We start from the raw sequence: 20,885 nt of genomic DNA, 5'->3' as shown, positions 1-20,885 counted from the left end.
AAAATTAACCCTACTATTAACCAAAGTTGTGAAAATTGACTCATAAGTTGAATTCCACCTTTCGCGGAACCTGCAAAAGTGGTTAGAGGCAGAAGGACCCGTTTTTTTGATACAGCTCATCGCTGACTTGGCGCGTCTGCTTGCGGAAGGTATCCCAGCTGACACCGAGCCAGTGCGCGCAGAGCTTGGGCGTGGCACCTGGTAAAAGCTCTGGGCAAACGGCCAACACCAGGGCGAGCAGGCGGGCGAAGGCTGCGCGCAAGTTGCGCTCGCTGCGTAATCCCTTCGCGGGCAAGACGATTCCCAGCACGGCGCGGGCAATGCTATCATGGAGCTCACCGCTAATGGGCTCCCCTTCCAGGTTCCAATGAGGCAGCGCTTCGGGCGAGTAAATGGCGACCGTGGCAAGCAGGCGGCTCAAGTCAACGATGCTGGCCTGACCGGTGAGACCGCATTCCGGCAACACTTCATCCATGAACTCACCAAGGAACACCGCTAATGGGCTCGGCGGCGTGCACTCGACGGGAAGCGCATCGACCTCAACGACTCGCTCCAGGCTGGCAATGTCCGCATCGAGACGCACGGCACGATGCCAAATGTTGGAATCAACTGCACCCTGGCTCATTGCAGCTGCCCCCGTGTTTGCGCAAACATATCCCCCTGCCCCTCCCTACCCCTGCGTGGAACAATGTTCTCCGTGGAACGATCACCCCCCGTTTCCTCACGGGACGCTTGGGATGGTATTTCCCGACACTCGCGTGAGTGTGGGTGTACGCGGGCGCTAACGCGCATACACATAGGAGTTTCCATAATCCCTCCTATCCCTCCCGCAATCGGTCCAGTCAACCAACGCATTTCCCGGGTAGATGGGTCATGCTCCATGACTCCAGCACAATAGGCAAAGGTCATGAACCCTGCATCGTCACTGGCTTCAATGCGTACTTCGGGGTGATCCTTCGGGAAAAGAACCGGCAGGCAGGCAGCGGCGTCTCGCTCCACCAAAAGCACCGTGGGATACCTTCCAAATTTCTGCAAAAACGAACGAATTCCAGCGCAATACCGTTCCCAAAACGCACGTTTCGACCCGAAAACTCGTTCCAAACCCGCAAAATCATTCGCAGCGATCTCACTTTTTGCGACCAATTCTAAGTTTTCCGACGGCAAATCTTCCGTTTCCGTAGAAAAATCCGGCGCGGAATCCTCGTTATCGGGCGAAGAATCGGCGAAAATGGCATCCAAATCGTCAATATCGTCTCCGAATTCGACGGAAATTTCGGCTCCTACCCCGGTCAATCTATCCGATTCCCCAACCTTCCCGACCGTGGCGATCGGCGAAAAATCATCCAAGGGTTGAACCGACTTCCGGGAGCTTCGGGATTGAGACTGCTGGCGCGTGAAAGAGCGGCCTCTCCCGGCGCGCTGATCGCGGATCAACCGACCTATCTCGCTCGAGGCTAAACGGTCACGTTTCTGAAAGGCTTGTTCAAGTTTCCGACGCAGTTCCTTCTCGCTCCACCCAGGGGAGCATTGGGAGACATTATATTCCTGGAGCAGTGTCCAGGCATCGGCCTCCGCAAACGCAAAATCAATCACCAGCACGCAAGCACAATGAAAGGTCGCATTGTGACCACCACTCCCACTCACCGCACCCGGCAACCGCTTCATATACCGGCGAGCCCTCTCAAGGATAGGGACGCAGCTATTACGTTTATCTTGCTTGTATATCACAACCAACTAGGTTCAAAACTATAACTCAAATGGATTATCCAGACTTAAATCATAGACTTGGCTTGGATCGGATATTTTAAATTTATCTGAAGAGAGCTTTTTTCTATATATGTAAAACCTAATAAACTCATTATCATATTTAGTCGAATATTTAGCCTGAAACATATACACCTCAAGCTGACCATTGCCAACCATTACCTCAGTAAACTGCGTCAATTCGTTCTTGATAGTGTCATAGGCGATTGCATACCCAAACTCCCCCCATGCTCTATTTGGTTGATAATATGTTAGATTTATAAACGCATCAGTATCGCCTCTACCGCATGCGTTAAACAACTCCTCCAAAAACCTAACTGCGTCCTCTGAATTCGGTGGCACTGGGTTCGAATATTTATAAATCAAGTTCATCATTTTTAGGTCTATTTCAAAATAATTAAGCAAATAAAAATCCTGCTTATATTTTCTTTCATTAATGATTTCTTTAATTTCTTCAGGTGAAGAAAAATTAATTATTTTTGATAAATAAATCGAATTCGATCCATCAATCGATTTAATCGTAAAGGTTTCAGAACCAGTTTCTAAAACAGTCCGAATAATTTCAGTTATTGATAAACTAGAATTATCCGTTGCCGAGTAAAAATTCATAGCTATAGCATCATCATCTTCGAACAATACTACAATTTCTTCTAGATAAAAAGTGTCCGATCCAGACGCGACATGCATAATCCGTATTTCATCAATAAACCTAACCTCAGAAATAGTGTTACCCAGCAAATCAAATATACCAATATTTTTAATACTATGGCTATCTGATTCCCCAATAAAAAAAACCTTTTCGGGCTTGTATTTATTTATCTTAGCAACACCCCATTCTAAGTTATCCGGCGTCGCCTCGATAGCTTTTACTAAGACATCGTAACCAAGGCCCCGAAGTTCGCGTAATCTGATTAACCCATCTGAATCGTCTGATTTGAGTATGCCATTTATAATCGAAATTGCTTCACTTTCGCTGGGCGCTAGGTAACTAAGCAAAATATTTTTATCTGTAGGTTGCAATTTGAAATAACCATTCAAATCATCATCGGGTTGCTCATTGTATGAATTTGCCAAGTCTACCAATTGCTCATAGTATTCTTCTCGTAATTTCCTTTCTGAATCAAGCGATTTCTTTAATTCATCAATCAGTGAATTCATGTTAATAATATCTTCGGATTGCTCTTTTATTTTTGCTAAAAAAGCAATCCGATCCGATTCGAGCTTCGAATTCATGCTGTTTATTTGTGCAACATTATTCGCTTCAATTGAAATCGCCTTTTCTCTTGCATTGATCTGCTCTCCTAGAGCCATAGTCTGCCTAATTGAATCAATCTGACTAGTGCCAATTTCTCCAAGTCCAGCAAAGAACTGACTCCGGACCGATTCAAACTGTTGTGCCTGCTCGTTCAAACTCTTCTTAGCTGTATCTAACTCCCTCTGGCTTTGTTGATTACCGTAGTAGTATGCCGCAAACAATATCACTCCAATAATTACAATGTAGGCAGCGGGTCCCAGAGCTTTTATTATGGACAAGGTAATTTCAACAACTGCATCTGGCACAGTTCTACCCGTCACGGCTTTATCGATTTTGTTATCATCGGCATCTTGACTCATATTTCTATTTAAGTAATCGGATTAATAATGTTATACAATCCTAAATTCTCAAAAAATAATCAAATTCTGATATTACAATCCCCTACCTTCACTCACTCCCTTCACTTCCTCTAGCCATTCGCGGTGGAAGTGGTAGAGGGGTTCGGAGTTGTCGAGGCAGTATTGTTCGATGCGACTGTTGTTGGCGAGGTTGCCACTGCCTTCTAGTGAGTAGAAATTTCCCTCGGCGGTCTCGCAGGTGAAGATTTTGGCGTGGGAGCTGGCGAAGAACATATCTACCCCGGGCGTTCCCTTGAGGACGGTCATCGCGACATCCTCCTTTTCCTGGGCAGCGGTGTTGCGCAGGCTACTGACCAGGATCATGGCGCGTTGGATCCGGCGGCGGCGGAGCAAACTCCGGATTTTCGCGGCATTGAGGCGGCTGATCGAATACAGGACAATCGCGCACTCGAGCACGGGTTCCCGGTTCGCAATGTAGTCAATGAACTCCACGGCGGAAAATGTCCGCATCGTGACCAGGCGATATTGTTCCCCCGGTTCGGGGAGACCCAGCTCGTCAATGCGCTTGATCACCGCAGTGCGTCTCACCGCATCCTGACGCAACAGGCGGTCCTCAATCTGCTCAAACTGCGACGTAGTGGCCGCATTACTCACCGTGCACTTCTCCAGCGCCGCAGGACGATGCGCAGGATCATCGAATAGGAATGTTTCTTCACTCGGCATTATCTTCGTTACCTTTCCCCCCTCATAGCGGCAAATCTCCATCTTCGGGATCCTCGACGGCATCGGGTTCGGGTTTGAAGCGGACTCCGCGATAGCCGACTTTGGCTTTCCCATCGTCTCCTTTGAGGGAGTTGCTGGATTTGCAGCGAAACATTTCGAGCATGAGCCCCTTGATCTGGCGTTGGATACCACGTTCGTTTTCAGCTTCCCATCCGTTGTTTTCGCAGAAGTTTGCGTATTCGATGCACAAGTCATCGGTCAGGATGTGATCCCCCTTGGAGGGCTCGACACAGGCGCGCAGGAAGACGCGAACGGAATCCGATTCATCGAGCAGGTCGTTGACCCGTTTTTGTTGACCCTCGGTCATCTCAATACGGCCCCGTGCTTTCAAGACCCGTTGCGCACCGCGAATGAGCTGGTTGAGGATCCCACTGCCCTCATGCTCCACGAGCCATTCCGCGAAGTGATCCATTTTCTTATCCTCTTCGATGGGAGGCGCGGTAAAGGGGAGCTCGATCAGGCGGCGCCTCCAGGCTTCGTGATCCCCGTGCATTTTGACCTTCAGGCGGGAGTTACAGGTGACCCCGCAATTGTAGTCCCCCGTGATCGGCAGGAATTCCTTCCCTCCCTTGACTTCAGCATCCATCCAGTCCCCACCAGTGAGCCCCTTGATGATGTAGGCCCCCTTTTGCATCAGGAAATTACCAGGGACATCAACCCCGGAAAGCAGCGTTTTCCCCACGTAGGCAAACAGCTCGAAGCGTCCCTCCAGATTCTCCGTGCGCAGCTGGGCGACATTGGGGCGACCGATGAGCAGTTGCAGAATTTTCATCACGGTAGACTTCCCCCCTCCGGCGGTCCCGGTCATAATCATGACCTTCTGCGAATCGTTGCGACCCAGGACCACTTGACCACCCCAACGCAGGAACAGATCGCAGTCTTCCTTGATGGGGAGCGCACGTTTCAGCAGATCATTCATGAAGCGGGAGGCACGGGCTTCGGGATTGAACGCGACGGGGATCGGGTTGCGACTATAGAACTTGGGCGAAAACGGCTTAAGCGTGAGCTGATTGGCGCGACCCTCGCGCAGGTCGATCATTCCGTTTTGCAAGTGAATGACCCCCTCCCCCGTTTTGAAGACTTCTCGTTTGGTGACCTCCCCCTTTAGAAATCCGAGGATGCTCCCAATACGATCCTGACTTCGGACCCCTGGACCCTCAAGCTTGGACAGCGATCCTTTTTTCAAGCGGTCCCACCCGGCAGGCTGTTGACCCACGGTGTAGCAAATGTGTTGGAGCTCCTCGCAACGGCTGATCCGCAGTAGGTCATCGGAAATCATTTTGCGGATCTCGGCATCCTCGCGAATCTGCCAAGCTCCATTGTGCGGGTTGTAGCGATAGAAGCGCACTTCGATCGGCTCAAACATGATGTGGTGTTGGCGCGAAAACCAACCGGCCCAAAAGTGCTCACTAATAGCGGCAATGGTGCATCCGGCGTCTTCCTCTCCTTCGGCGGGAGCCATGCAGGTCCACGGTCTACCATAGAGGCGCGTAAGGGTGTCCCACTCTTCCACGCGCCAACTGCAATTCACCTGGGCAGGCCACGCGATTTCATCGAAGTAAACTTCCTTCACGGGATACGCCGGCTCAAGACCAACGTCGACCAGGTTCAGCGAGCCATCGGCGGACGGTTTGGCGGCAACGAGCTGGTAATCATTCCCCGAAGGATGCTTCCCCCAAATCACACACTGGCAACCCCGCATCCGTAGCTCTCCCCAATGTTCCCCCTTTTTCGCATCGGCGGCGGGAGGCTTGAGAATGTTGTACACCTTCTGATCGGGTTGACCCGGGCGAATTCCTAGCGGCCAGCTCGGAAACCCGCGAGCTTCCAGCTCTTTATCGACCTTGAGGCGGATAAACAGCTTCACTCCCCGTGATCCCCGCGAGATCACCGTTTGGCGCAATCCTGGATTAAGGCGGAGAAACGGCTCCACATCTTCATCGTGATCGATGTCGATCGCAACTAGGCGCTCCACCCCCATCAGGATCCCAATGGAACCACCCTGCAAGGTCAGCTGATAATCGGGCGCTTGCGAGGCTTCCCAAGTCGTCTTCTCCCAACCCGCATGCACGGGCTTCTTCTCCCCTGGCTTGATCGGCAGCAAGACAGCGGTTTCCCCGAATATAGCGTAGAGCTGGCTGATTAATTCAGAGCTCATAGGACAGCAATATCTCGATGGTTCGCGGGGTGTTGACGAAGCATCACACTCCCTATGCTGGGAACTATGAATCGAAAATATTTAAAAACCCGCAGCGAGAGAATGCCAATGCTGATCAGGCTTTCGGGATTTTCCTCATTTTTAGCAGGCAAGACATCCCCATGATATAATGGAAAATATAAGACAAAAACACCTCCCACCCGTTTGACACAACCCAAGCGATTATATGCGCGCCAAAATGAAAGCAAAACGACTACGAGGACCAACTCCGGAGAACCCCGGACTGGGAGCTCGTTGCTGGGAGTCTTTCTGGCTGAATCTGTCCAAAGCTCTCGCTTATGCTTTAGCAGCCAAAATAACTGGACTGTGGAATTTCTTAGCTGGGCTTTTTGAAAACATCTTCTGACGACCTGGTGGACAGACTTCGAAATTAGCAACAATTCACAACACAACCCATTCCTAATGCACTGAAAAACAGAAACTTCAGCTATTCTCATCAAGATGTGCACAACTACTAACAAAATATTTTTGACCGTTCGACCTAGATACCCACTCTTGATATCATGTTCATAGGCTTCACTAAAAATATCTATACTTGCTTGATGGTGATCTACGCTATATCGACTGTCTCTACTATGCATATTCCTTTTGAGAAACAGGGCTGGGTCGAATTGCTGAAAACCGATGTTAGTGAATTTAACGAAGCGAAACACAACTTTCTGGAAAGAGGCGGGGATGATCTCAGACTCGACCTTTCGGGCACAAATTTCACTAACGTCACTATAATTGGAGCAAATTTTAGTAGAACCTACCTGGCTGGGAGCAACTTTGATAATTCTAAGCTCCACAGCACGCGATTTACGGGTGCAATACTCGATAATGCCAGTTTCATTTGCGCATCCTTGAGCGAAACCACGTTCATAAAAAGCAATCTCTACGGCGCTAGATTTGATGGGGCGGATATCGACCAAGGCGCATTTCGGAAAGCCTCTGCGAATTGCACCAGTTTCCGGGGAGTTGAGATGCATCAAACTGAATGTACTGGCGTAAATTTCAATTCTGCCGATTTCACAAATGCTAGTTGTTCCCATTGCCAATTTGATGAATCTGATTTTAGGCGGGCTATAATATCTTTTGATTATACCGCTACTCTCGGTTCTACTTTTCACAGGGCTATCTTCTACAAAAGCGAGCTTATCAGGATGACAATAGAGAAACCTAAATCTAAATTTCCCTGGGCAGAAAAGTTCCAACTGAATGTTTTGAACGACCCGGAAGAAACTAAAGCTCCCACCCACGAACTTCGCTTCAACATCCCTGACGGCATAAGCGATGAAGATGCTCGGGAATACGTCGCGGGCATACTCCGCAAGATCAACGAAGCACATCGGCAGATGGGGGGACAGGGAATTAAAATCTTCGATGCGGGCACATCTGTTCCTGCTAAAACTCTTGCAATGGCGTAAATATGAAGCGCCAGAAAGTAATCCGTATCTCGAGCTTGCTTGATTCTCCAGAGGATCAGGAGCAACTGGAGTTTTTGCTTGATGGCTTCGGCCCTGAAATCGCGAAGCAGCTAAAGCAGATTGCAGAAGATAACGGAATATCAACTGACGATGTTTACATCGATCCTTGCGAAGCTGAAGAAGTTGAGTACTCCGAAGAAACTGAGAGTGATCCCGATTTGAGAATTTTGGCTTCTGAATCCATTGCAAAGGACAATGCAAAGCCACCTCCCCCGGTTCCATATGACCCGAAGGCACCGGTGACTCAGCCGGAATCCCCCGAGATCGTTGATGATGACGAAAGGCAAGAGTGGGCTTCAGTTCGAGAGTATCTTCGCTACAGCAGTGCATTTCACATTCATTCATTTTTGGAAAAGTTCTGTCCCAATGCAGGGGAGAGTTTTGGGAAGAATTCAGGCAAAATTGCTCTGGCGATAATTGGAGGCGGGACAACTATCACGGTCACTTTTTTAAAAGTTTTCTCTTAAATTCATTTTGTTTTCTGATAATTCCCTTACATGCATCCGTAACCCAATAAATCATTTAATACTATGGACAATGAAACTTTTAAAGGTGGCATAGATTACATTCTTGAGAAGCTTGAGCATATAAAAGAGGGACAGAAGAAGCGACGTTACCAAACCTTCGAAATCCCCGATGATAAGATATCGGTTGTCACTGCTTTGCGAGACGGCTGGCACATCTGGGCAGCCGCATATATCGACGAGAAGCAAGAAAACGGGTTCATTACCATTTTCCAGAATATTGAGTAATTTTCGAGCAGACGGCTTCTGGCCTCCAGAAGAGGATTAAGCTAAAAAAGCTCTTCCTGGACATCCCCTTCGGGCGGGACCGTGGCGCGAGCGGCACTGGCAGCGGCGCGCAACGGTGTATCCACGGCGCGACCTCGGCAGGGGAAAACGCGCTTCCACCCTTCGGGCGTTGGAGGCATCTCCACCGGTTGAAACTCGTGACCAGGAATGCAAGATTGCGGATCGATCGGCGGCAAAAGCTCCACCCCATCGCGAGCGCGGTACGGGCGGTAGAGTTGGAGATCCCAGAAGGACCAACTGAGGGGGCGGTCGTGTTCCCGGGCGTATTCCTGCGCACGGATAAAATAGGGGTGGTTCGTGGCATAGCTAAGATTTCTCCGTTTCATGGCGAGGGCGGCGAGAACCGCGCAGGTTATCGAAGCTCCACCGACGACCGGTGAAGCGGACCTTATCCAGCAATTCGAGTTCGCGGGCGGTGAGCAGGCGGCGGAGCTCGACCCAGCGGCCTCCCCGACGTTGTTCCCCTGCAAGCATGCGCGAGACATAGGCGCGACTCGTTCCAAGCTGCGCGGCAAGGGTGGACGAGGTTACCCCCCGGGCATGCAGCATACGGTAGGCATCGCGCAAATGCGGATCACTCAGATTACCCCGCGACATGTTGCAGGCTCCTTTCCTTGATGGAGGGTTGCATATAGCGGCGTTCGTAGGTTGCGATCACAACGGGTGGCAAGGCGGGCTCTTCCGTTTCGGCTTCCCTGGGGACCATGACCGACGCATTGGCAGAATGACCGGTCCAAAAAGCAACGCAGGTTTCCGCAAGGGCGCGGTTCGTGCATGGCAGGCGCAAACCATCGGGCGTCTGTATTTCGACTCCGTAATGAGTATCGTTGATCTGGTAAGCGTTCATGCGACCTCCTTTCCCGGCGGAGCGGTGAACTCTTCGGCTAAGGTGTGGGCATCGGGCATGCGTTCGCGCATCAGGCGGGCGGCTTGCTTCATCCCCGGAGCGCGGGAAAGGCGCTCGATGGAGTGCAGCAAGTTCTCGACGATCCGTTGCGTATGCAGTAGATCGGCTTCGCTCGCATAGACTGGCGCGGACGCAGACATTCAGCGGGCGACCTTCGGCTTGGCGTTCCAGTTTTGGCGGGTTTCGCGAATGACCTTGCGGCGCTTCATCCCCTCCAGGAAGGCGAGATCGACGGCGGCGGCGACGGTGGTTCCATCTTCACGGATCTCGGACACGGACCCGTTCCCTTGGGCAATCCATCCGCGAATCCCCGCGAAGGCTTCCATATCGACCGGCTCGAAGTGGCGACGGGTAGGCTTGGCGTTGCGCACGGTGGATTGCGGCGCGAAGGCAGGGGCAACATTTCCCCGAAGTAGTTCACCGGCAGGCAAGCACCCGGTTTGACGAGTGGCGCTACGGAATGTTTTCTTAGTTTTGAGTGACATAAAATTGTTCTCCAGCGGCGATGGCATTGCGAATTTGGAGGCGGGTGGCAGCGCCATGCGGGCTGTAATCGATGGCGTAATTTTCGATGTATTTTTCAGCGATTTTCAGCACTTCCACTAATTGCGCAGGCGAAGGGGGTGCGGAGACCGGATTCTCCTTTCCGGCCTCCGCGTTTTTCCAGCTAGGACTTGTGCTATGACCGGCGCTTACCAGGGCGCCGGAAGGGTTTGAATGGGATGTGGGTTCAGGCATAATTTATCTCTCTCTTAAGCGGCTTCCCAGGAGGGCGTGATCGGGGCGCGGCGGAGCACCCAATCGATGAGCAGGCGCTCGACTTCCGGACGACCGGCGGTGACATCGGCGAGATCGAGTTGATACGCGAGATCGTGCGCGACCACGGGCAGCAGAAAGAAGCGGGTTTTCCCCTCTTTGACTGACGAGAGCTTGCGCTTCTTCGCCCAATCGTTGACGAGGAACGGGCTGACCCCATGACCCAATAGCGCGGCGAGCTCGGCAGCACTGCACCCTAATTCCGGTGGACCGGCGGGCACGGCTTCCACATCGAACGCACCCGTGGCGGCATCGAAGGTTCCCCGCAAACGGCGGGCACCCATGCGCTGCATAGCGGACAACAGCGCAGTGAGCATGGCGGAATTGGGCGCAGGGGCGGGACTCGAACCCGCGACTTCCAGGGAATGAACCTGGCGAGCTTCCGACTGCTCTACCCTACTGCGATCTGAAATGGGAGGTTCCATGGCTAGGCGAGGTAATCCTCGAGTTCGCGACCTTTACGGACGCGGGCGGTTTTGACAGGGCGAGCTTCACGGGGACGCATGAGCGCGGATCCCTCCACGCACTGATAGATACAGAGCGCGAGCAACATGGCGGCGACGAGACCCTTAATGCGACCAATGCGCTCCAGAATGACGATGGAATCGGCACCGGCCTCGACCTCCGACTCCAGGAGCATGCACTGCGTATATACGGATTCACGGCGCTCGAGGATCCGAGCAACGATCCGGCGCAGAACACCAGTCCACAGCATGAGCCCCGGTTGACGAATTTCCCGCAAGCGCGCCTCAAACTTGGCAAGCGCGGTTTCCGGCTGCGACCAAAGCTCAATCTGTTGAGGGGCGCTCATGCGGACAGGATCCTTTCTTCCATGAGTTGGGTGAGCGCGGGCTGCGGATCGATCCCCTGTTGGCGAAGCTCACGGCAAAGGGTGAGATCGTTCGACTCCTCCTGGCTATTGGGCAAGTAACCCTCGGCGCGAAGGCGAACTTCCAGAGCTTCCGCAACGACTTGAGAGAACTTCAAGTTGCGTTGGCGACCGTAACCCTTGGCGGCGGCATAAAGCGGGCCTTCGAGGGAGATGGTGGTTCGTTCGATCGTATCTTGCATAATAGTATTACGAGTATGCTTGAGTAATCTCCGTTTTCCTCGCCCGCGCAAGCATAAAAGTATTACTTTTCACATTATGGCGGGTGAAAAATCTACAACCATCGAACGGACAACGATTTCCATAGATGGAAAAATCTACCAGGGCGCGAAGGCCAAAGCTGAAACAGCGGGCTTGAAGTTCAGCAACTACGTGGAGCGGCTGATCGATGCAGATTTGGAAGGCTCACTATCTCTGAGCGCGATCGACGAAAAAACCCGCGCAGTCATAGCAGAGCGGGCAGAGCATTTCGGAATCCCCCCCTCGGCACTCCTTGCGAGCGCAGCAAAGGGCTTGGCCACTTATCTCACCCAGCACAATGAGATTTCACTCCCCCTGGTCGTCATGAGCGCACGCGATGCAGCAGGCATGGACGAGGATTCAAGCGAGCTCGACGCAGTAAACCAATACGAAGCAGAGCTTAGCGGCGTGACAGCGGAGAAGGCGAAGCGCAAGAAGGCAGCGGATAAGCGGAAGCGGGCTTGAAATATTACTAAAAAGTGTAATTCTACGGATTATGACAAAATGGCTGTTACTGATTTCCATGCTACTCCTAACTGGCTGCGCAAGCTCTGGCACTAAGATGGATAGCAACCAAATTTCTAATATAGAAAAGGGAGTTACAAAACAGGCCGAACTCAATGCCATGCTAGGAAACCCAATGTCTGTGGGCTTTGATGCTGACGGTAACAAGACGGCGACATGGGTTTATACCCGCGCTGAAAGCGATGGACGGAATTTTATCCCGATCTATGGTGCATTTGATTCAAGGATGAACCTTCAGCAGCAAATGCTCATTGTGATATTTAACCCGGATGGAACGGTTAAGGATTTCAACTACAACGACTCGACCAACACGACTAGAGCGGGGATCGCACAGTAGGGAAATATCGTTTGCTCATCACAGCTTAAGATTTGCGTGCCGCATAACTTCAAACATGCGCAACACATCTGGGTGGCTAACTTTATGATCTGAAATACTACGGCCACCATCCCAAACTGCAACCTTACCGCTGAAGTACCCTATGTAATCATGATACTCGGATTCATTAAGAGAATTAATAACTGAGCTGGAATTGCAAGACGACTGAAAGCAGTTTAGGATCTTTGGGAAATAGGCATTTTGAGACTCGGTGCTCAGCCCTTTCAAAATAAGAAATAACAGAAGCTCAATAGTATGCTTTGGGTGAATTTGAACTTTCTTCCTTGTTACTTGAACTCGCTCGTATAACTGCGGACTTCGCATCTTCGTATAGAGAAGAAGATACATGATCGGCACCAGTTCATCATCAGGATAAAAGTAACCACTACGGAAACATAGCTGCATAGCATGTAAAAGACGCTGAATCCTTCGCGGAGTAATATTCAGCTCCTCTGAAATGTCACCAATCTGCTTATTAATTTTTTTCGTCAGATTTCCCAAGAATGTATCTTTCGCGGTAAAGCGCCTCTGAGATATAGGATACAGTTCAACTCGGTGCGTAATAAATTTATCTAAATATTCATCCGTATCCACATCTGGACCGTATCTACCGCTAATGAGGCTAGCCAAGCTTTCAGTAGCGACTCCGATCAAGAAGTGGACACCTGGAATACCGAAGAGGTGCTTTATTCTCTCAAGCATCGTTAGCGCAAAGTGTGGCTCACAGCGATCCAGTTCATCGACAATGATCACCAGATGGTTACCCGTTTCATCAACGACAGATTTTAAGGCTAACTTGAAATTCTTAACCGCATCAATGTAAGCTTGGTGATCCGAGGCAATTTTCTTAGCTAGTGGTACTGTATCATTCGCTTTCTTGCGAATCTCATCGAATTTCAGAATACCCAGCGTTTTGATTTCGATCGCTTTAAACAGCAGGTATTCAAGTATTGCCCCACCTTCTCTTTGGAAATTTTCCAAGTGGGTTTCTTTATCCTTTAGGGTATTATAGATCTCGCTGAAAAGGGGCTCAAATGGTTCGGTGCAGAAGTCATGGTTCCATGCTCGAAGAATAACGGTGTTTACCGATTCCTCTGGCAAATTACCGAAGTAATTGAACCGTTCCAAAAACCAAGATTTCCCTGATCCCCAAGTGCCCTCAAGGGCGATGACAGACGGCTCATTCTCATTATGAAAATACCCCTTTAAAAAATTGGCTAAATGGAGTCGATCACCCTTCGTATCCTTACTTACATCATCATGAAAAGGAATCTTGGGATTAAGCCCTGAAAGTGGATCCTCAATTGAGCTTAAAAGAGACTGGGCTGCTTCCATGGCATATGATTTGCAGGACGAGATATTACTACAAGTGAAAAACGCTTTGCATTGAGCAAGCCAGTTACGGACTAACGAACTCATCACCCAATATCATGAATCATCCTAAAATTTCGATGTCATATAAATATGCGGCCTGATCTGTAACAACTTGAACTTGCTCATACTCATTAACATGATCACCGCTATCATCATATTTCAAAGGGTAAGCAACTCCCTTCATTTTACCCGGGTTGGCAATTATCGTCAGATTTAATATCAGAACATTAGGATTAATCCCTTGGGGTTCGGCCTTAGTCAACTTAGCAGTACTCTCCTCGGTAAAAACCATAACGGAGCCATGGACATAAAGGTGATTTGGCTGTTCTTTCTTATTAATGATGGCATTCAGAGCCAGATTGAATTCACTCATAATTTTATTAATTTGTATTTATTTAACAACGTAGATTATAGCAAATCAAGCTATCAATGCTTATCGTGATACACCCGCACCTTCCCACCGTCAAGGCACATTATAACAATACATGATAATGGCAATTCATTATCCCGCTTTTTGCCAAACTGATGATGACCGTTTTACACGAGGCCACCGACAGCGAAGATCGGCGGTTCGAGTTCTTCCTCGAATAGCCAGGACTCGACCTTTTCCAAGAAATGGACGACGGCGCGGGCTTCGCGCATGAGGACATCGCGAGGCGTGGCGTTGTTTTTGGCGCGATCCGAGACCCGGGAAGTGAACCCGATAGGCACGAGATCATTGCGCTGCGGAAGACCGCAATCGTAACCGAAGCGGAGTAGGCAACGAATTTCCCGCAAACCGGCGTGAATGACGTTGCGGAGCGCTTCGAGCGTTTTGGCTTGGCGCACGGCTTGGCGCACATACCAAGCGCGAAAAGAGAACCGACGAATAACATCGGCGGATGCATTGGACAGATGGACGGACATATTGACTAACGACAAAGTGCCAAGAACCTTGGCGGGTTTCCCGTATTTAACCTCGGTCAAATTAGCGCCGACCGTTGATGCGCCCAGAGTGAGCAAGCAGCCATCCTCCCTGCCCTCACTCGCACCTAGTTTCCAGATCGCTTGGGAAAGTGACCCTTCAGCTAGATGCCGTTTTCAGGATGAATATACAGGTGAACACTAAAGCACCTATCGTGCAAGAAAAAGTTTTCGCAAAACACTTATTTACTGCGGAGGCTTGATATTGAGCCACTTCCTGGCGGCTGATTTTTCATATTTCGCAAGGTTCATGTAGCTGTTTTCAATTTGGCGCGGGCTATTCCCCATCCACTCAGCGAGATCTCGCTTATTGGCGCCGTTGGCGAGCGTCATCGTGGCGTAGGTGTGACGCATGATGTCCCCCGACCAGGAACCAAGCAGGCCAGCGGCGAGACGGATGCGGATATAGGCATTTTTCGTTGGAACCGCGATTTCCCACTCTTGTTTTTGGCAATACTGAAGCCAGCGCCAGGCAGCTGCATTTAGCGGGACCGATCGCTGCTTGGCAGTCGTCACTTTTTGCCGAGTGACTCGCAATTCAGACAGGCTTAAACTCTTGGCCAGAGTGACGTCCTTCATCCGTAGATAGGGAGCCTCGGCTTCCGGACGCACCCCACAGAAGCAGCAAATAACGAAATACGGGGTATATTTCCCAGCGCTATATACATCCTGAAGAGAAGCTTTGAGCAAGGCCGCGACTTCGCTGGCATTGTGAATCGCGGGCGGTTTCCACTCAACCTGAGCTCGGCCAATCTCTTGCAGCGGATTATTGGCAACTGCTTTGACCTTAACTAAATATCCACCGAAAGAATGTAGTGCGAGCCAATCATTTTGCATCGTCTGAGCACTAAGCTTTTTTCCGGTTTTTGCATGACTTCGGGTTAAAAATCGAGCGGCTGATTCGCGGGAAAAATCACCCAAGGTTTCAACGTTAGAATAGTTGATGAACTGATTAATGCGCCATAGCAAATTGCTCACGGTTTTAGGGCGACGCTGTTCAATTTCTTCTTTTTCAGTGCGAAAGGCATCGATCCATTTGTTAATGGGATCCTCATCGAAATCACCCCGATCAGAGACCACGAACTTTCGCGCAATTTGAGTGAGACTAATCCCCTTGGGCAATAACTGAAGGGCAACTTCCGCATCACGCAGTTGCGCCTCATCGAGACTCGTCGAGCGCAACCGTGATCGGACCTCACGGGCAAGGACGAAGTTTTCGATTTCAGCAATGAGCTGCATCGCCTCGGATTCGCTGTTTTTCCGAACCCGGACCTTATCCGTTTTGAAACCAAATCGCTTTTGAGCATCGGCATCATGACAGCGTCCAGTTACAAGAAAAGCCGACTTGTTCTTTCCGCTGACTGGTTTTATTGAAAGTGATACTTTTGATCTACTCACGAGAAAAAAGTTGTCCGAATTTGTGTCCAAAAGCACTCAATGACACTCCATAGCGCTTATCAACGCTAAAGATTAAAGCCATTACAACGATACGCTATACCCCTTTATTCATCAGGAATTCCGCATGAATACAACTACTCCATGCCGTAAACACGACACGAAGAAACCCCGGCTCTCCTAACCGGGGTTTCCAATGATTTGCTTCTGACTTTAGCTGCTAACTAAATTATTCTCCGGGAGGCGGTGGTGGTGGTGCGCCTGCTGGCAATTCATCACTGCGAGGTGGACCTTGGCGGCGATCATTCGGGCCTTGGCGTTCGGCTTGACCATCTTTCACCTTCCGGCTCATCTTCTGACGGGCAGCTTGGCGTTCTTCATCGCTCAAGATCCCGTCGCCATCAGTGTCAAACTTGGCGAGCATCTTCGCCTCACGTTCAGCGCGAAACGCGTCAGCTTGTGCTCGCTCTTCGGAGGACAGTTGCCCGTCTCCATCGGCATCAAAGCGACGCAGGACCATCTGCTCTTGGCGTGCTTCCTTGGCGGCTTTCTTTTCACTTTCGTTGAGCTTTCCGTCGCCATCGACGTCAAATTTGGCCAAGATTTCTTCCTTGCTTGGGCGATTATCGGGCCGTGGTCCCTTAGGGCGTTGGCCATCAGCGGGCGGGCCTTTAGCGCGGTGGCCCTCCGCGTTCGGTGGGCGTTGACCATCAGTTTGCTGATTGGTGTCTCCTTCGCCATCGCCCATAGCGGCGGATTCGGCGTAGGCCAGACCTGTGGTAAGCAAGAAGCTGAGAAACAGATATTGAATGGATTTCATGGTGTTAATTGAGTTAAACATTCGGTCCGGTTAGTCGACCGAGCTAATGAAGGAAACCTGTCCGTCTATGAAAAGTTGCGCGGAAAATTCACCGCAGACGAAGATTGAAGAGAAGCCTATCCCCCGATTGAATACCAACCAGATGTTTGAAGTCACCTTTAGCGATCAGAGCATGGCCATGCTCAACCGCCTAGACATCACCGTCCAGATGCCGATTATTGAGCGCTTCAGCGGGCTCACCAATCAGGATCTCAAGACGGGTGCGGATGAGCTGGGCAAGTTCGAGCGTGGAGGTAAGACTTATTACCGCTTGCGGGCAGGCGACTTCCGCATCTACTTTGAGATTTTCAGCGATAATCGCCTCTTCAGCCACTACATCCTGCACAAGCACACCATGGCGGATTTTATCTTTCGCTTCAAACTCCCATACCGCGAAGAAACCCTGGTGGAGCAAAATCAGTCCTTCTGGCAATACGTCGAAAGCCTCGCCCGCCAGCCTCAGACTGATCGCCTGCCTGACGAACACCAAGACCCAAACGGACATGTCTAAAAATTTGCCCGATAAAAAGCCCGATACCCCATCGCACCTGCCCTACCGCGATGTCAACGAGGCGGCCCGCATCTATATACTGCCCAATCTATTCACCGCGGGTAATCTCTTTTTTGGCTTCCTGGCCATCATCTGGTGCATTCGTGGGCGCTACGACGCAACCGAAGCACAGATCGCCAGCTACTTCACCGAGGCGGTGTTTTTCATCCTCGGGGCTGGCCTGTGTGACATGCTCGATGGCCGCGTCGCCCGACTTGGCGGCCGGGAATCGCTCTTTGGCAAGGAGTTCGACTCCATCGCGGACATGGTAAGCTTCGGCCTGGCCCCTTGCCTGATGATGTTTTTCCTCATCCTAAACCCCACTGAGGGGCTAGAGTTTTTCCGTAAGATCGGCTGGCTGATTGGCTTTGTTTACTTACTCTGCGCTGGGGTGCGTCTGGCGCGATTTAACGTCATCACCAACCCATTCATACCGGGCAGCGAAAAGGGGGCATCGGATTTCCAAGGTCTTCCCGCGCCCGCCGCTGCTGGCATGGTCTCCTCGATCGTTCTGGTCTTGATCAACTTCGAATTCCGCCGGGAGTTCTACCTGCTGCTGCCGCCCCTCATGCTCCTGATTGCCTGGATGATGGTCAGCAATGTCCGCTACCCAAGCTTCAAGCATCTTGGCTGGCAGAGCCATCTACGCACGCAGCACTTCATTGCTCTGATCATCGGCGTGGCCTTACTAGTCTTCTTTTGGCAGTTCTCTTTTGCCCTCCTCTTTATGGCGTATCTCTTTTTCGGCGTGGGCCGCCACCTGCGCAAACAAAAGAAAGCTAAAGCCGCCGCGGAAAAAGCATAGCATACCGCTTCATGTCCATGCCACGACCGCCCCTGGCTGACCAGCCCGATCGCAATCGCTTTACGCAAGAACTGGACCGCAATTTCTCGGTCACGGCACCAGCAGGTGTCGGAAAAACCACGGCCATCGTCAGCCGCGTGGTTGCACTAGCAAAGTCCGACCAAAATCGCGCCGACCCAGCACTCCCACGTCTCTCAGTGGTCACTTATACGCGGAAGGCCGCCGATGAAATGCGCCGCCGCACCGCGCAAGAACTCCAGAAAGTTGGCGCTGGGCCAGAGATTTTCGCCCGCTTTCATCAAGCCTTCTTCGGGACCATCCATAGCTTTTGTCTGGAACTACTCCGTATGTTTGGACCGCTGGCGGGCCTTTCCCCACAATTCGAGCAGATTAACAACGAAGACGCGATCTGGTGGGAATTCCTTCGCGGCAGCGACAGCCTGCTCCAATCCTTACCCGAAGACGCCCGCGAAAGCTTTGCCCGCCATGCGGCCCTCAGCAAAGTCTATGGCCTCGTCAAAGAATTTGGGGCCCAGATCCCCGAGCCAACTGCCCTTGGCCCAGCGCCAGCGGTGGATGTCTCTCCAATCCTTAATTTCAAGCCCAAGAACAAAGTTGGCCTGAAAGGAATCGAAAAAGGGCAACTCCTTGCGAACCAGTGGCTGAGCGAATACGACAACGATGGCCCCTGCGCCTTGCCGGATTTTGGCGGCGGCAGCGCGGACTTCAAATTGCTCTGGGCCGAGACCTGGATGCCGCTCAAAGAATGGCTTGGCGAGGCTTACCTCTACCTCGCCGCCAACCTCGCGCGCGAATTTCGGGACTTCCGCGTGTCCCGAGGGCAAATCAACTACGACGACATGGTCGCCCTCGCCGCCCAGTTGCTGGAGCACCCTGTAGTCGGCCCCGCCATTCGCGAACAGAATCGGCTCGTCATTCTGGACGAAGCGCAAGACACCGACCGTCTACAATTTGTCGTTTTAATGAATGTCGCTGGTGCCCAGTGGACTCCTGATCAGCCGCTTCATGCCGCCAACGGACCGCCAGCCGGCCATTTCTGCCAAGTGGGCGACCCACAACAAGCCATTTATGGAAGCCGCGCTGACCTCGCCACCTACCGCGAAGTCCATGAGAGTCTGGTTGCTCTGAATGCCGCCGAAGCCCTGAGCTTCACCGTGACCATGCGTTGTGACGAAGCCATCGTAAGCGCCGTTAATCAGTTCTACCCCAACATCTTACGTCCGCCAGGCCAAGAAGGCGATCAGGCGGAATTCGTCCCCCTGCACGCCCGCCCCACTGCCGGCCCCGGCAAAGTCGATCGCCTGCACTTGCCCCCAGATTCAAGCTTGCCCGAAAAGCCAAGTTCGGATGACCGGGCCGAGGCCGAGGCTCGTGCCCTCGCGCGCTGGATGCGGGAGACCGGATGCGAAGGCATTGGAGCCAGTGACTGGAGCGACATCAGCATCCTTGCCCCGCGCAATGCCTGGATTGAGACCCTCACCAATGCTCTGGAACGCGAAAATTTGCCCGTTCAAACCCATTCCCGCAGCGAAAGCCGAGCCAGTGATCCGCTCTGGGCCTGGATTTCCGCGCTAGTCCGCGTATTAGCCTTTCCCGAAGACGCCTTTGAAATTGCGGGCGTCTTACGCGAGGTCTTCGCCCTGCCTGATGACGTCATTGCACGCTATGTCAAGCAACGGACACCGGAAGCATCCGCTGGCGTCCATGCATTATCTCTACCTAGTGACATAGCCGACGGGTCCACGATCAGCGAAGCACTCAATACGCTCAATTGTCTCCGTCAAGAGGTTCAAGATCTCGCCTTGGGCGACGCTTTTCGCCTCATAACAGAGCGTTTGAAGCTCCGTGACCGCTTTGCCGCCCTGCCAGAGTTGGACCCCGCCAGCATTGATACCGGATTAAAGCGTTTGCAGGCCAATGCCCTCTGCGCCGAGGAGCAAGGATCGGACCTCGCCGAGTGGTCCCGCGAACTCATCCTGGCCCGCGAAAGTAATCAGGAAAGCGACGACCCCAAACCCGGCTTTATCCAGCTCCTCTCCTGCCACAAAGCCAAGGGATTACAGTGGGTCGTTGTCATCGTGCCATTTATTCACCGAGAAGTGACTTTTGCGCCCCAAAACTACCCCCGACTCTATCGTGCAACGGTGGATGAGCCTGCCATGGTTGCCTTTGACAAGCAATGCGGCACCAAACGTGGGCAGCATAAACAACAATTGGAAGCTCAGGAACTGGAGCGCCTCGCCTACGTTAGCTGGACGCGTGCCCGTCAACGCCTGATCTTGGTCGATGGCCAAGCCTATTATAAGACTGATAAAGCCAAGGGCAACTGGATCGCGCTCTGGGCCGCCGCCAACAACGGTGCAAACGCCCAAGCCTGGGCCAATTTACCCGATTTCCAAGCCGAAGAATTAATCCTCCCTGAAATCAAGTCACCAAAAAGAGACATTTCGACACCAGAACCCCTCCCCCCTCTCTTCCCCCCCCCTTCTCAACCCGCTCCCCCCCCCC

The 20,885-nt window shown here is 51.6% G+C and carries 27 protein-coding genes and 1 tRNA gene; 8 read left to right on the top strand and 20 right to left on the bottom strand.

Annotation, left to right across the window (positions count from 1 at the left end; genetic code table 11):
- Positions 1-82: 82 nt before the first annotated feature.
- From IE065_RS09295 to IE065_RS09275, 5 genes are all read right to left on the bottom strand, one after another.
- Positions 83-625 carry a hypothetical protein gene (locus IE065_RS09295; RefSeq protein WP_189514301.1) on the bottom strand — a complete coding sequence of 181 codons (543 nt, stop codon included), beginning with the start codon at positions 623-625 and terminating at the stop codon, positions 83-85.
- A complete protein-coding gene (locus IE065_RS09290; protein WP_189514299.1) occupies positions 622-1,665 on the bottom strand; it encodes a hypothetical protein in 1,044 nt (347 codons plus the stop codon). Before IE065_RS09290 ends, IE065_RS09295 begins: the two co-directional genes overlap by 4 nt.
- Before the next feature lie 81 nt (positions 1,666-1,746).
- Complete coding sequence (locus tag IE065_RS09285; protein ID WP_189514297.1) at positions 1,747-3,378, bottom strand: hypothetical protein; 1,632 nt, start codon at positions 3,376-3,378, stop codon at positions 1,747-1,749.
- A gap of 72 nt (positions 3,379-3,450) precedes the next feature.
- Positions 3,451-4,101 carry a hypothetical protein gene (locus tag IE065_RS09280; RefSeq protein WP_194500022.1) on the bottom strand — a complete coding sequence of 217 codons (651 nt, stop codon included), beginning with the start codon at positions 4,099-4,101 and terminating at the stop codon, positions 3,451-3,453.
- Positions 4,102-4,123: 22 nt separating this feature from the next.
- Positions 4,124-6,319, bottom strand: a complete 2,196-nt coding sequence (locus IE065_RS09275; protein WP_189514293.1) for a bifunctional DNA primase/polymerase — start codon at positions 6,317-6,319, stop codon at positions 4,124-4,126.
- A gap of 635 nt (positions 6,320-6,954) precedes the next feature.
- Here IE065_RS09275 and IE065_RS09270 point away from each other — a divergent pair.
- The 3 genes from IE065_RS09270 (at position 6,955) to IE065_RS09260 (ending at position 8,597) form a co-directional block, all read left to right on the top strand.
- A complete protein-coding gene (locus IE065_RS09270; RefSeq protein ID WP_189514291.1) occupies positions 6,955-7,785 on the top strand; it encodes a pentapeptide repeat-containing protein in 831 nt (276 codons plus the stop codon).
- Positions 7,786-7,787: 2 nt separating this feature from the next.
- Positions 7,788-8,312, top strand: a complete 525-nt coding sequence (locus IE065_RS09265; RefSeq protein WP_189514289.1) for a hypothetical protein — start codon at positions 7,788-7,790, stop codon at positions 8,310-8,312.
- A gap of 63 nt (positions 8,313-8,375) precedes the next feature.
- A complete protein-coding gene (locus tag IE065_RS09260) occupies positions 8,376-8,597 on the top strand; it encodes a hypothetical protein (RefSeq protein ID WP_189514287.1) in 222 nt (73 codons plus the stop codon).
- Between the two features lie 41 nt (positions 8,598-8,638).
- Here IE065_RS09260 and IE065_RS09255 read toward each other — a convergent pair whose 3' ends face one another.
- The 10 genes from IE065_RS09255 to IE065_RS09210 all read right to left on the bottom strand — a co-directional run bounded on the left by IE065_RS09255 (position 8,639) and on the right by IE065_RS09210 (position 11,451).
- Positions 8,639-8,983 carry a hypothetical protein gene (locus IE065_RS09255; protein ID WP_189514286.1) on the bottom strand — a complete coding sequence of 115 codons (345 nt, stop codon included), beginning with the start codon at positions 8,981-8,983 and terminating at the stop codon, positions 8,639-8,641.
- Complete coding sequence (locus IE065_RS09250; RefSeq protein ID WP_189514284.1) at positions 8,964-9,254, bottom strand: hypothetical protein; 291 nt, start codon at positions 9,252-9,254, stop codon at positions 8,964-8,966. The genes IE065_RS09255 and IE065_RS09250 overlap by 20 nt, the downstream gene beginning before the upstream one ends.
- The gene (locus IE065_RS09245; protein ID WP_189514281.1) at positions 9,241-9,504 is read right to left on the bottom strand and encodes a hypothetical protein; all 264 of its coding nucleotides are present in this window, start codon (positions 9,502-9,504) and stop codon (positions 9,241-9,243) included. Before IE065_RS09245 ends, IE065_RS09250 begins: the two co-directional genes overlap by 14 nt.
- Positions 9,501-9,704 carry a hypothetical protein gene (locus IE065_RS09240; protein WP_189514280.1) on the bottom strand — a complete coding sequence of 68 codons (204 nt, stop codon included), beginning with the start codon at positions 9,702-9,704 and terminating at the stop codon, positions 9,501-9,503. Before IE065_RS09240 ends, IE065_RS09245 begins: the two co-directional genes overlap by 4 nt.
- Positions 9,705-10,049, bottom strand: coding sequence for a hypothetical protein (locus IE065_RS09235; RefSeq protein WP_189514278.1), 345 nt, complete (start codon positions 10,047-10,049; stop codon positions 9,705-9,707). It abuts the gene before it with no gap.
- Positions 10,033-10,302, bottom strand: coding sequence for a hypothetical protein (locus IE065_RS09230; protein ID WP_189514276.1), 270 nt, complete (start codon positions 10,300-10,302; stop codon positions 10,033-10,035). Before IE065_RS09230 ends, IE065_RS09235 begins: the two co-directional genes overlap by 17 nt.
- 14 nt (positions 10,303-10,316) lie before the next feature.
- Positions 10,317-10,697 carry a hypothetical protein gene (locus IE065_RS09225; protein ID WP_189514274.1) on the bottom strand — a complete coding sequence of 127 codons (381 nt, stop codon included), beginning with the start codon at positions 10,695-10,697 and terminating at the stop codon, positions 10,317-10,319.
- A gap of 8 nt (positions 10,698-10,705) precedes the next feature.
- A tRNA-Met gene (locus tag IE065_RS09220) sits at positions 10,706-10,784 on the bottom strand.
- Between the two features lie 23 nt (positions 10,785-10,807).
- Entirely contained in the window at positions 10,808-11,191 is a 384-nt protein-coding gene (locus IE065_RS09215; RefSeq protein WP_189514272.1) for a hypothetical protein, read from the bottom strand.
- Positions 11,188-11,451, bottom strand: coding sequence for a hypothetical protein (locus IE065_RS09210; RefSeq protein WP_189514270.1), 264 nt, complete (start codon positions 11,449-11,451; stop codon positions 11,188-11,190). Before IE065_RS09210 ends, IE065_RS09215 begins: the two co-directional genes overlap by 4 nt.
- Before the next feature lie 76 nt (positions 11,452-11,527).
- Between IE065_RS09210 and IE065_RS09205 the strand changes: the two genes are divergently transcribed.
- Positions 11,528-11,974, top strand: coding sequence for a hypothetical protein (locus tag IE065_RS09205; protein ID WP_189514268.1), 447 nt, complete (start codon positions 11,528-11,530; stop codon positions 11,972-11,974).
- A 58-nt stretch (positions 11,975-12,032) separates the two neighbouring features.
- Complete coding sequence (bamE, locus tag IE065_RS09200; RefSeq protein ID WP_189514266.1) at positions 12,033-12,371, top strand: outer membrane protein assembly factor BamE domain-containing protein; 339 nt, start codon at positions 12,033-12,035, stop codon at positions 12,369-12,371.
- Between the two features lie 18 nt (positions 12,372-12,389).
- Here bamE and IE065_RS09195 read toward each other — a convergent pair whose 3' ends face one another.
- The 5 genes from IE065_RS09195 to IE065_RS09175 all read right to left on the bottom strand — a co-directional run bounded on the left by IE065_RS09195 (position 12,390) and on the right by IE065_RS09175 (position 16,962).
- Positions 12,390-13,745, bottom strand: a complete 1,356-nt coding sequence (locus IE065_RS09195; RefSeq protein ID WP_189514264.1) for a KAP family P-loop NTPase fold protein — start codon at positions 13,743-13,745, stop codon at positions 12,390-12,392.
- A gap of 100 nt (positions 13,746-13,845) precedes the next feature.
- Positions 13,846-14,157 (bottom strand): hypothetical protein, encoded by a 312-nt coding sequence (locus tag IE065_RS09190; RefSeq protein WP_189514262.1) that lies wholly within the window; start codon positions 14,155-14,157, stop codon positions 13,846-13,848.
- Between the two features lie 164 nt (positions 14,158-14,321).
- Positions 14,322-14,786: a hypothetical protein gene (locus tag IE065_RS09185; RefSeq protein WP_189514260.1), complete on the bottom strand. Its 465-nt coding sequence runs from the start codon at positions 14,784-14,786 to the stop codon at positions 14,322-14,324.
- Positions 14,787-14,933: 147 nt separating this feature from the next.
- Positions 14,934-16,145, bottom strand: a complete 1,212-nt coding sequence (locus IE065_RS09180; RefSeq protein WP_189514258.1) for a tyrosine-type recombinase/integrase — start codon at positions 16,143-16,145, stop codon at positions 14,934-14,936.
- Positions 16,146-16,371: 226 nt separating this feature from the next.
- Positions 16,372-16,962: an EF-hand domain-containing protein gene (locus IE065_RS09175; RefSeq protein ID WP_189514256.1), complete on the bottom strand. Its 591-nt coding sequence runs from the start codon at positions 16,960-16,962 to the stop codon at positions 16,372-16,374.
- A 67-nt stretch (positions 16,963-17,029) separates the two neighbouring features.
- Between IE065_RS09175 and IE065_RS09170 the strand changes: the two genes are divergently transcribed.
- The 3 genes from IE065_RS09170 to IE065_RS09160 form a co-directional block, all read left to right on the top strand.
- The gene (locus tag IE065_RS09170; protein ID WP_229792082.1) at positions 17,030-17,512 is read left to right on the top strand and encodes a type II toxin-antitoxin system RelE family toxin; all 483 of its coding nucleotides are present in this window, start codon (positions 17,030-17,032) and stop codon (positions 17,510-17,512) included.
- A complete protein-coding gene (gene pssA, locus IE065_RS09165) occupies positions 17,505-18,356 on the top strand; it encodes a CDP-diacylglycerol--serine O-phosphatidyltransferase (RefSeq protein WP_189514254.1) in 852 nt (283 codons plus the stop codon). The genes IE065_RS09170 and pssA overlap by 8 nt, the downstream gene beginning before the upstream one ends.
- A gap of 17 nt (positions 18,357-18,373) precedes the next feature.
- Positions 18,374-20,885 (top strand): UvrD-helicase domain-containing protein (locus IE065_RS09160; protein ID WP_189514252.1); only part of this gene is annotated, 2,512 nt, incomplete at its 3' end.

Source organism: Cerasicoccus arenae (genome assembly GCF_014651635.1).
GTDB classification, from domain to species: Bacteria; Verrucomicrobiota; Verrucomicrobiia; order Opitutales; family Cerasicoccaceae; genus Cerasicoccus; species Cerasicoccus arenae.
This window is presented reverse-complemented; position numbering and strand designations above follow the sequence as displayed.

Excerpts from the sequence above, each read along its gene's own strand:
- IE065_RS09295 (WP_189514301.1), bottom strand. The coding sequence starts at position 625 with ATGAGCCAGGGTGCAGTTGATTCCAACATTTGGCATCGTGCCGTGCGT.
- IE065_RS09290 (WP_189514299.1), bottom strand. The coding sequence starts at position 1,665 with ATGAAGCGGTTGCCGGGTGCGGTGAGTGGGAGTGGTGGTCACAATGCG.
- IE065_RS09285 (WP_189514297.1), bottom strand. The coding sequence starts at position 3,378 with ATGAGTCAAGATGCCGATGATAACAAAATCGATAAAGCCGTGACGGGT.
- IE065_RS09280 (WP_194500022.1), bottom strand. The coding sequence starts at position 4,101 with ATGCCGAGTGAAGAAACATTCCTATTCGATGATCCTGCGCATCGTCCT.
- IE065_RS09275 (WP_189514293.1), bottom strand. The coding sequence starts at position 6,319 with ATGAGCTCTGAATTAATCAGCCAGCTCTACGCTATATTCGGGGAAACC.
- IE065_RS09270 (WP_189514291.1), top strand. The coding sequence starts at position 6,955 with ATGCATATTCCTTTTGAGAAACAGGGCTGGGTCGAATTGCTGAAAACC.
- IE065_RS09265 (WP_189514289.1), top strand. The coding sequence starts at position 7,788 with ATGAAGCGCCAGAAAGTAATCCGTATCTCGAGCTTGCTTGATTCTCCA.
- IE065_RS09260 (WP_189514287.1), top strand. The coding sequence starts at position 8,376 with ATGGACAATGAAACTTTTAAAGGTGGCATAGATTACATTCTTGAGAAG.
- IE065_RS09255 (WP_189514286.1), bottom strand. The coding sequence starts at position 8,983 with ATGAAACGGAGAAATCTTAGCTATGCCACGAACCACCCCTATTTTATC.
- IE065_RS09250 (WP_189514284.1), bottom strand. The coding sequence starts at position 9,254 with ATGTCGCGGGGTAATCTGAGTGATCCGCATTTGCGCGATGCCTACCGT.
- IE065_RS09245 (WP_189514281.1), bottom strand. The coding sequence starts at position 9,504 with ATGAACGCTTACCAGATCAACGATACTCATTACGGAGTCGAAATACAG.
- IE065_RS09240 (WP_189514280.1), bottom strand. The coding sequence starts at position 9,704 with ATGTCTGCGTCCGCGCCAGTCTATGCGAGCGAAGCCGATCTACTGCAT.
- IE065_RS09235 (WP_189514278.1), bottom strand. The coding sequence starts at position 10,049 with ATGTCACTCAAAACTAAGAAAACATTCCGTAGCGCCACTCGTCAAACC.
- IE065_RS09230 (WP_189514276.1), bottom strand. The coding sequence starts at position 10,302 with ATGCCTGAACCCACATCCCATTCAAACCCTTCCGGCGCCCTGGTAAGC.
- IE065_RS09225 (WP_189514274.1), bottom strand. The coding sequence starts at position 10,697 with ATGCTCACTGCGCTGTTGTCCGCTATGCAGCGCATGGGTGCCCGCCGT.
- IE065_RS09215 (WP_189514272.1), bottom strand. The coding sequence starts at position 11,191 with ATGAGCGCCCCTCAACAGATTGAGCTTTGGTCGCAGCCGGAAACCGCG.
- IE065_RS09210 (WP_189514270.1), bottom strand. The coding sequence starts at position 11,451 with ATGCAAGATACGATCGAACGAACCACCATCTCCCTCGAAGGCCCGCTT.
- IE065_RS09205 (WP_189514268.1), top strand. The coding sequence starts at position 11,528 with ATGGCGGGTGAAAAATCTACAACCATCGAACGGACAACGATTTCCATA.
- bamE (WP_189514266.1), top strand. The coding sequence starts at position 12,033 with ATGCTACTCCTAACTGGCTGCGCAAGCTCTGGCACTAAGATGGATAGC.
- IE065_RS09195 (WP_189514264.1), bottom strand. The coding sequence starts at position 13,745 with ATGGAAGCAGCCCAGTCTCTTTTAAGCTCAATTGAGGATCCACTTTCA.
- IE065_RS09190 (WP_189514262.1), bottom strand. The coding sequence starts at position 14,157 with ATGAGTGAATTCAATCTGGCTCTGAATGCCATCATTAATAAGAAAGAA.
- IE065_RS09175 (WP_189514256.1), bottom strand. The coding sequence starts at position 16,962 with ATGAAATCCATTCAATATCTGTTTCTCAGCTTCTTGCTTACCACAGGT.
- IE065_RS09170 (WP_229792082.1), top strand. The coding sequence starts at position 17,030 with ATGAAAAGTTGCGCGGAAAATTCACCGCAGACGAAGATTGAAGAGAAG.
- pssA (WP_189514254.1), top strand. The coding sequence starts at position 17,505 with ATGTCTAAAAATTTGCCCGATAAAAAGCCCGATACCCCATCGCACCTG.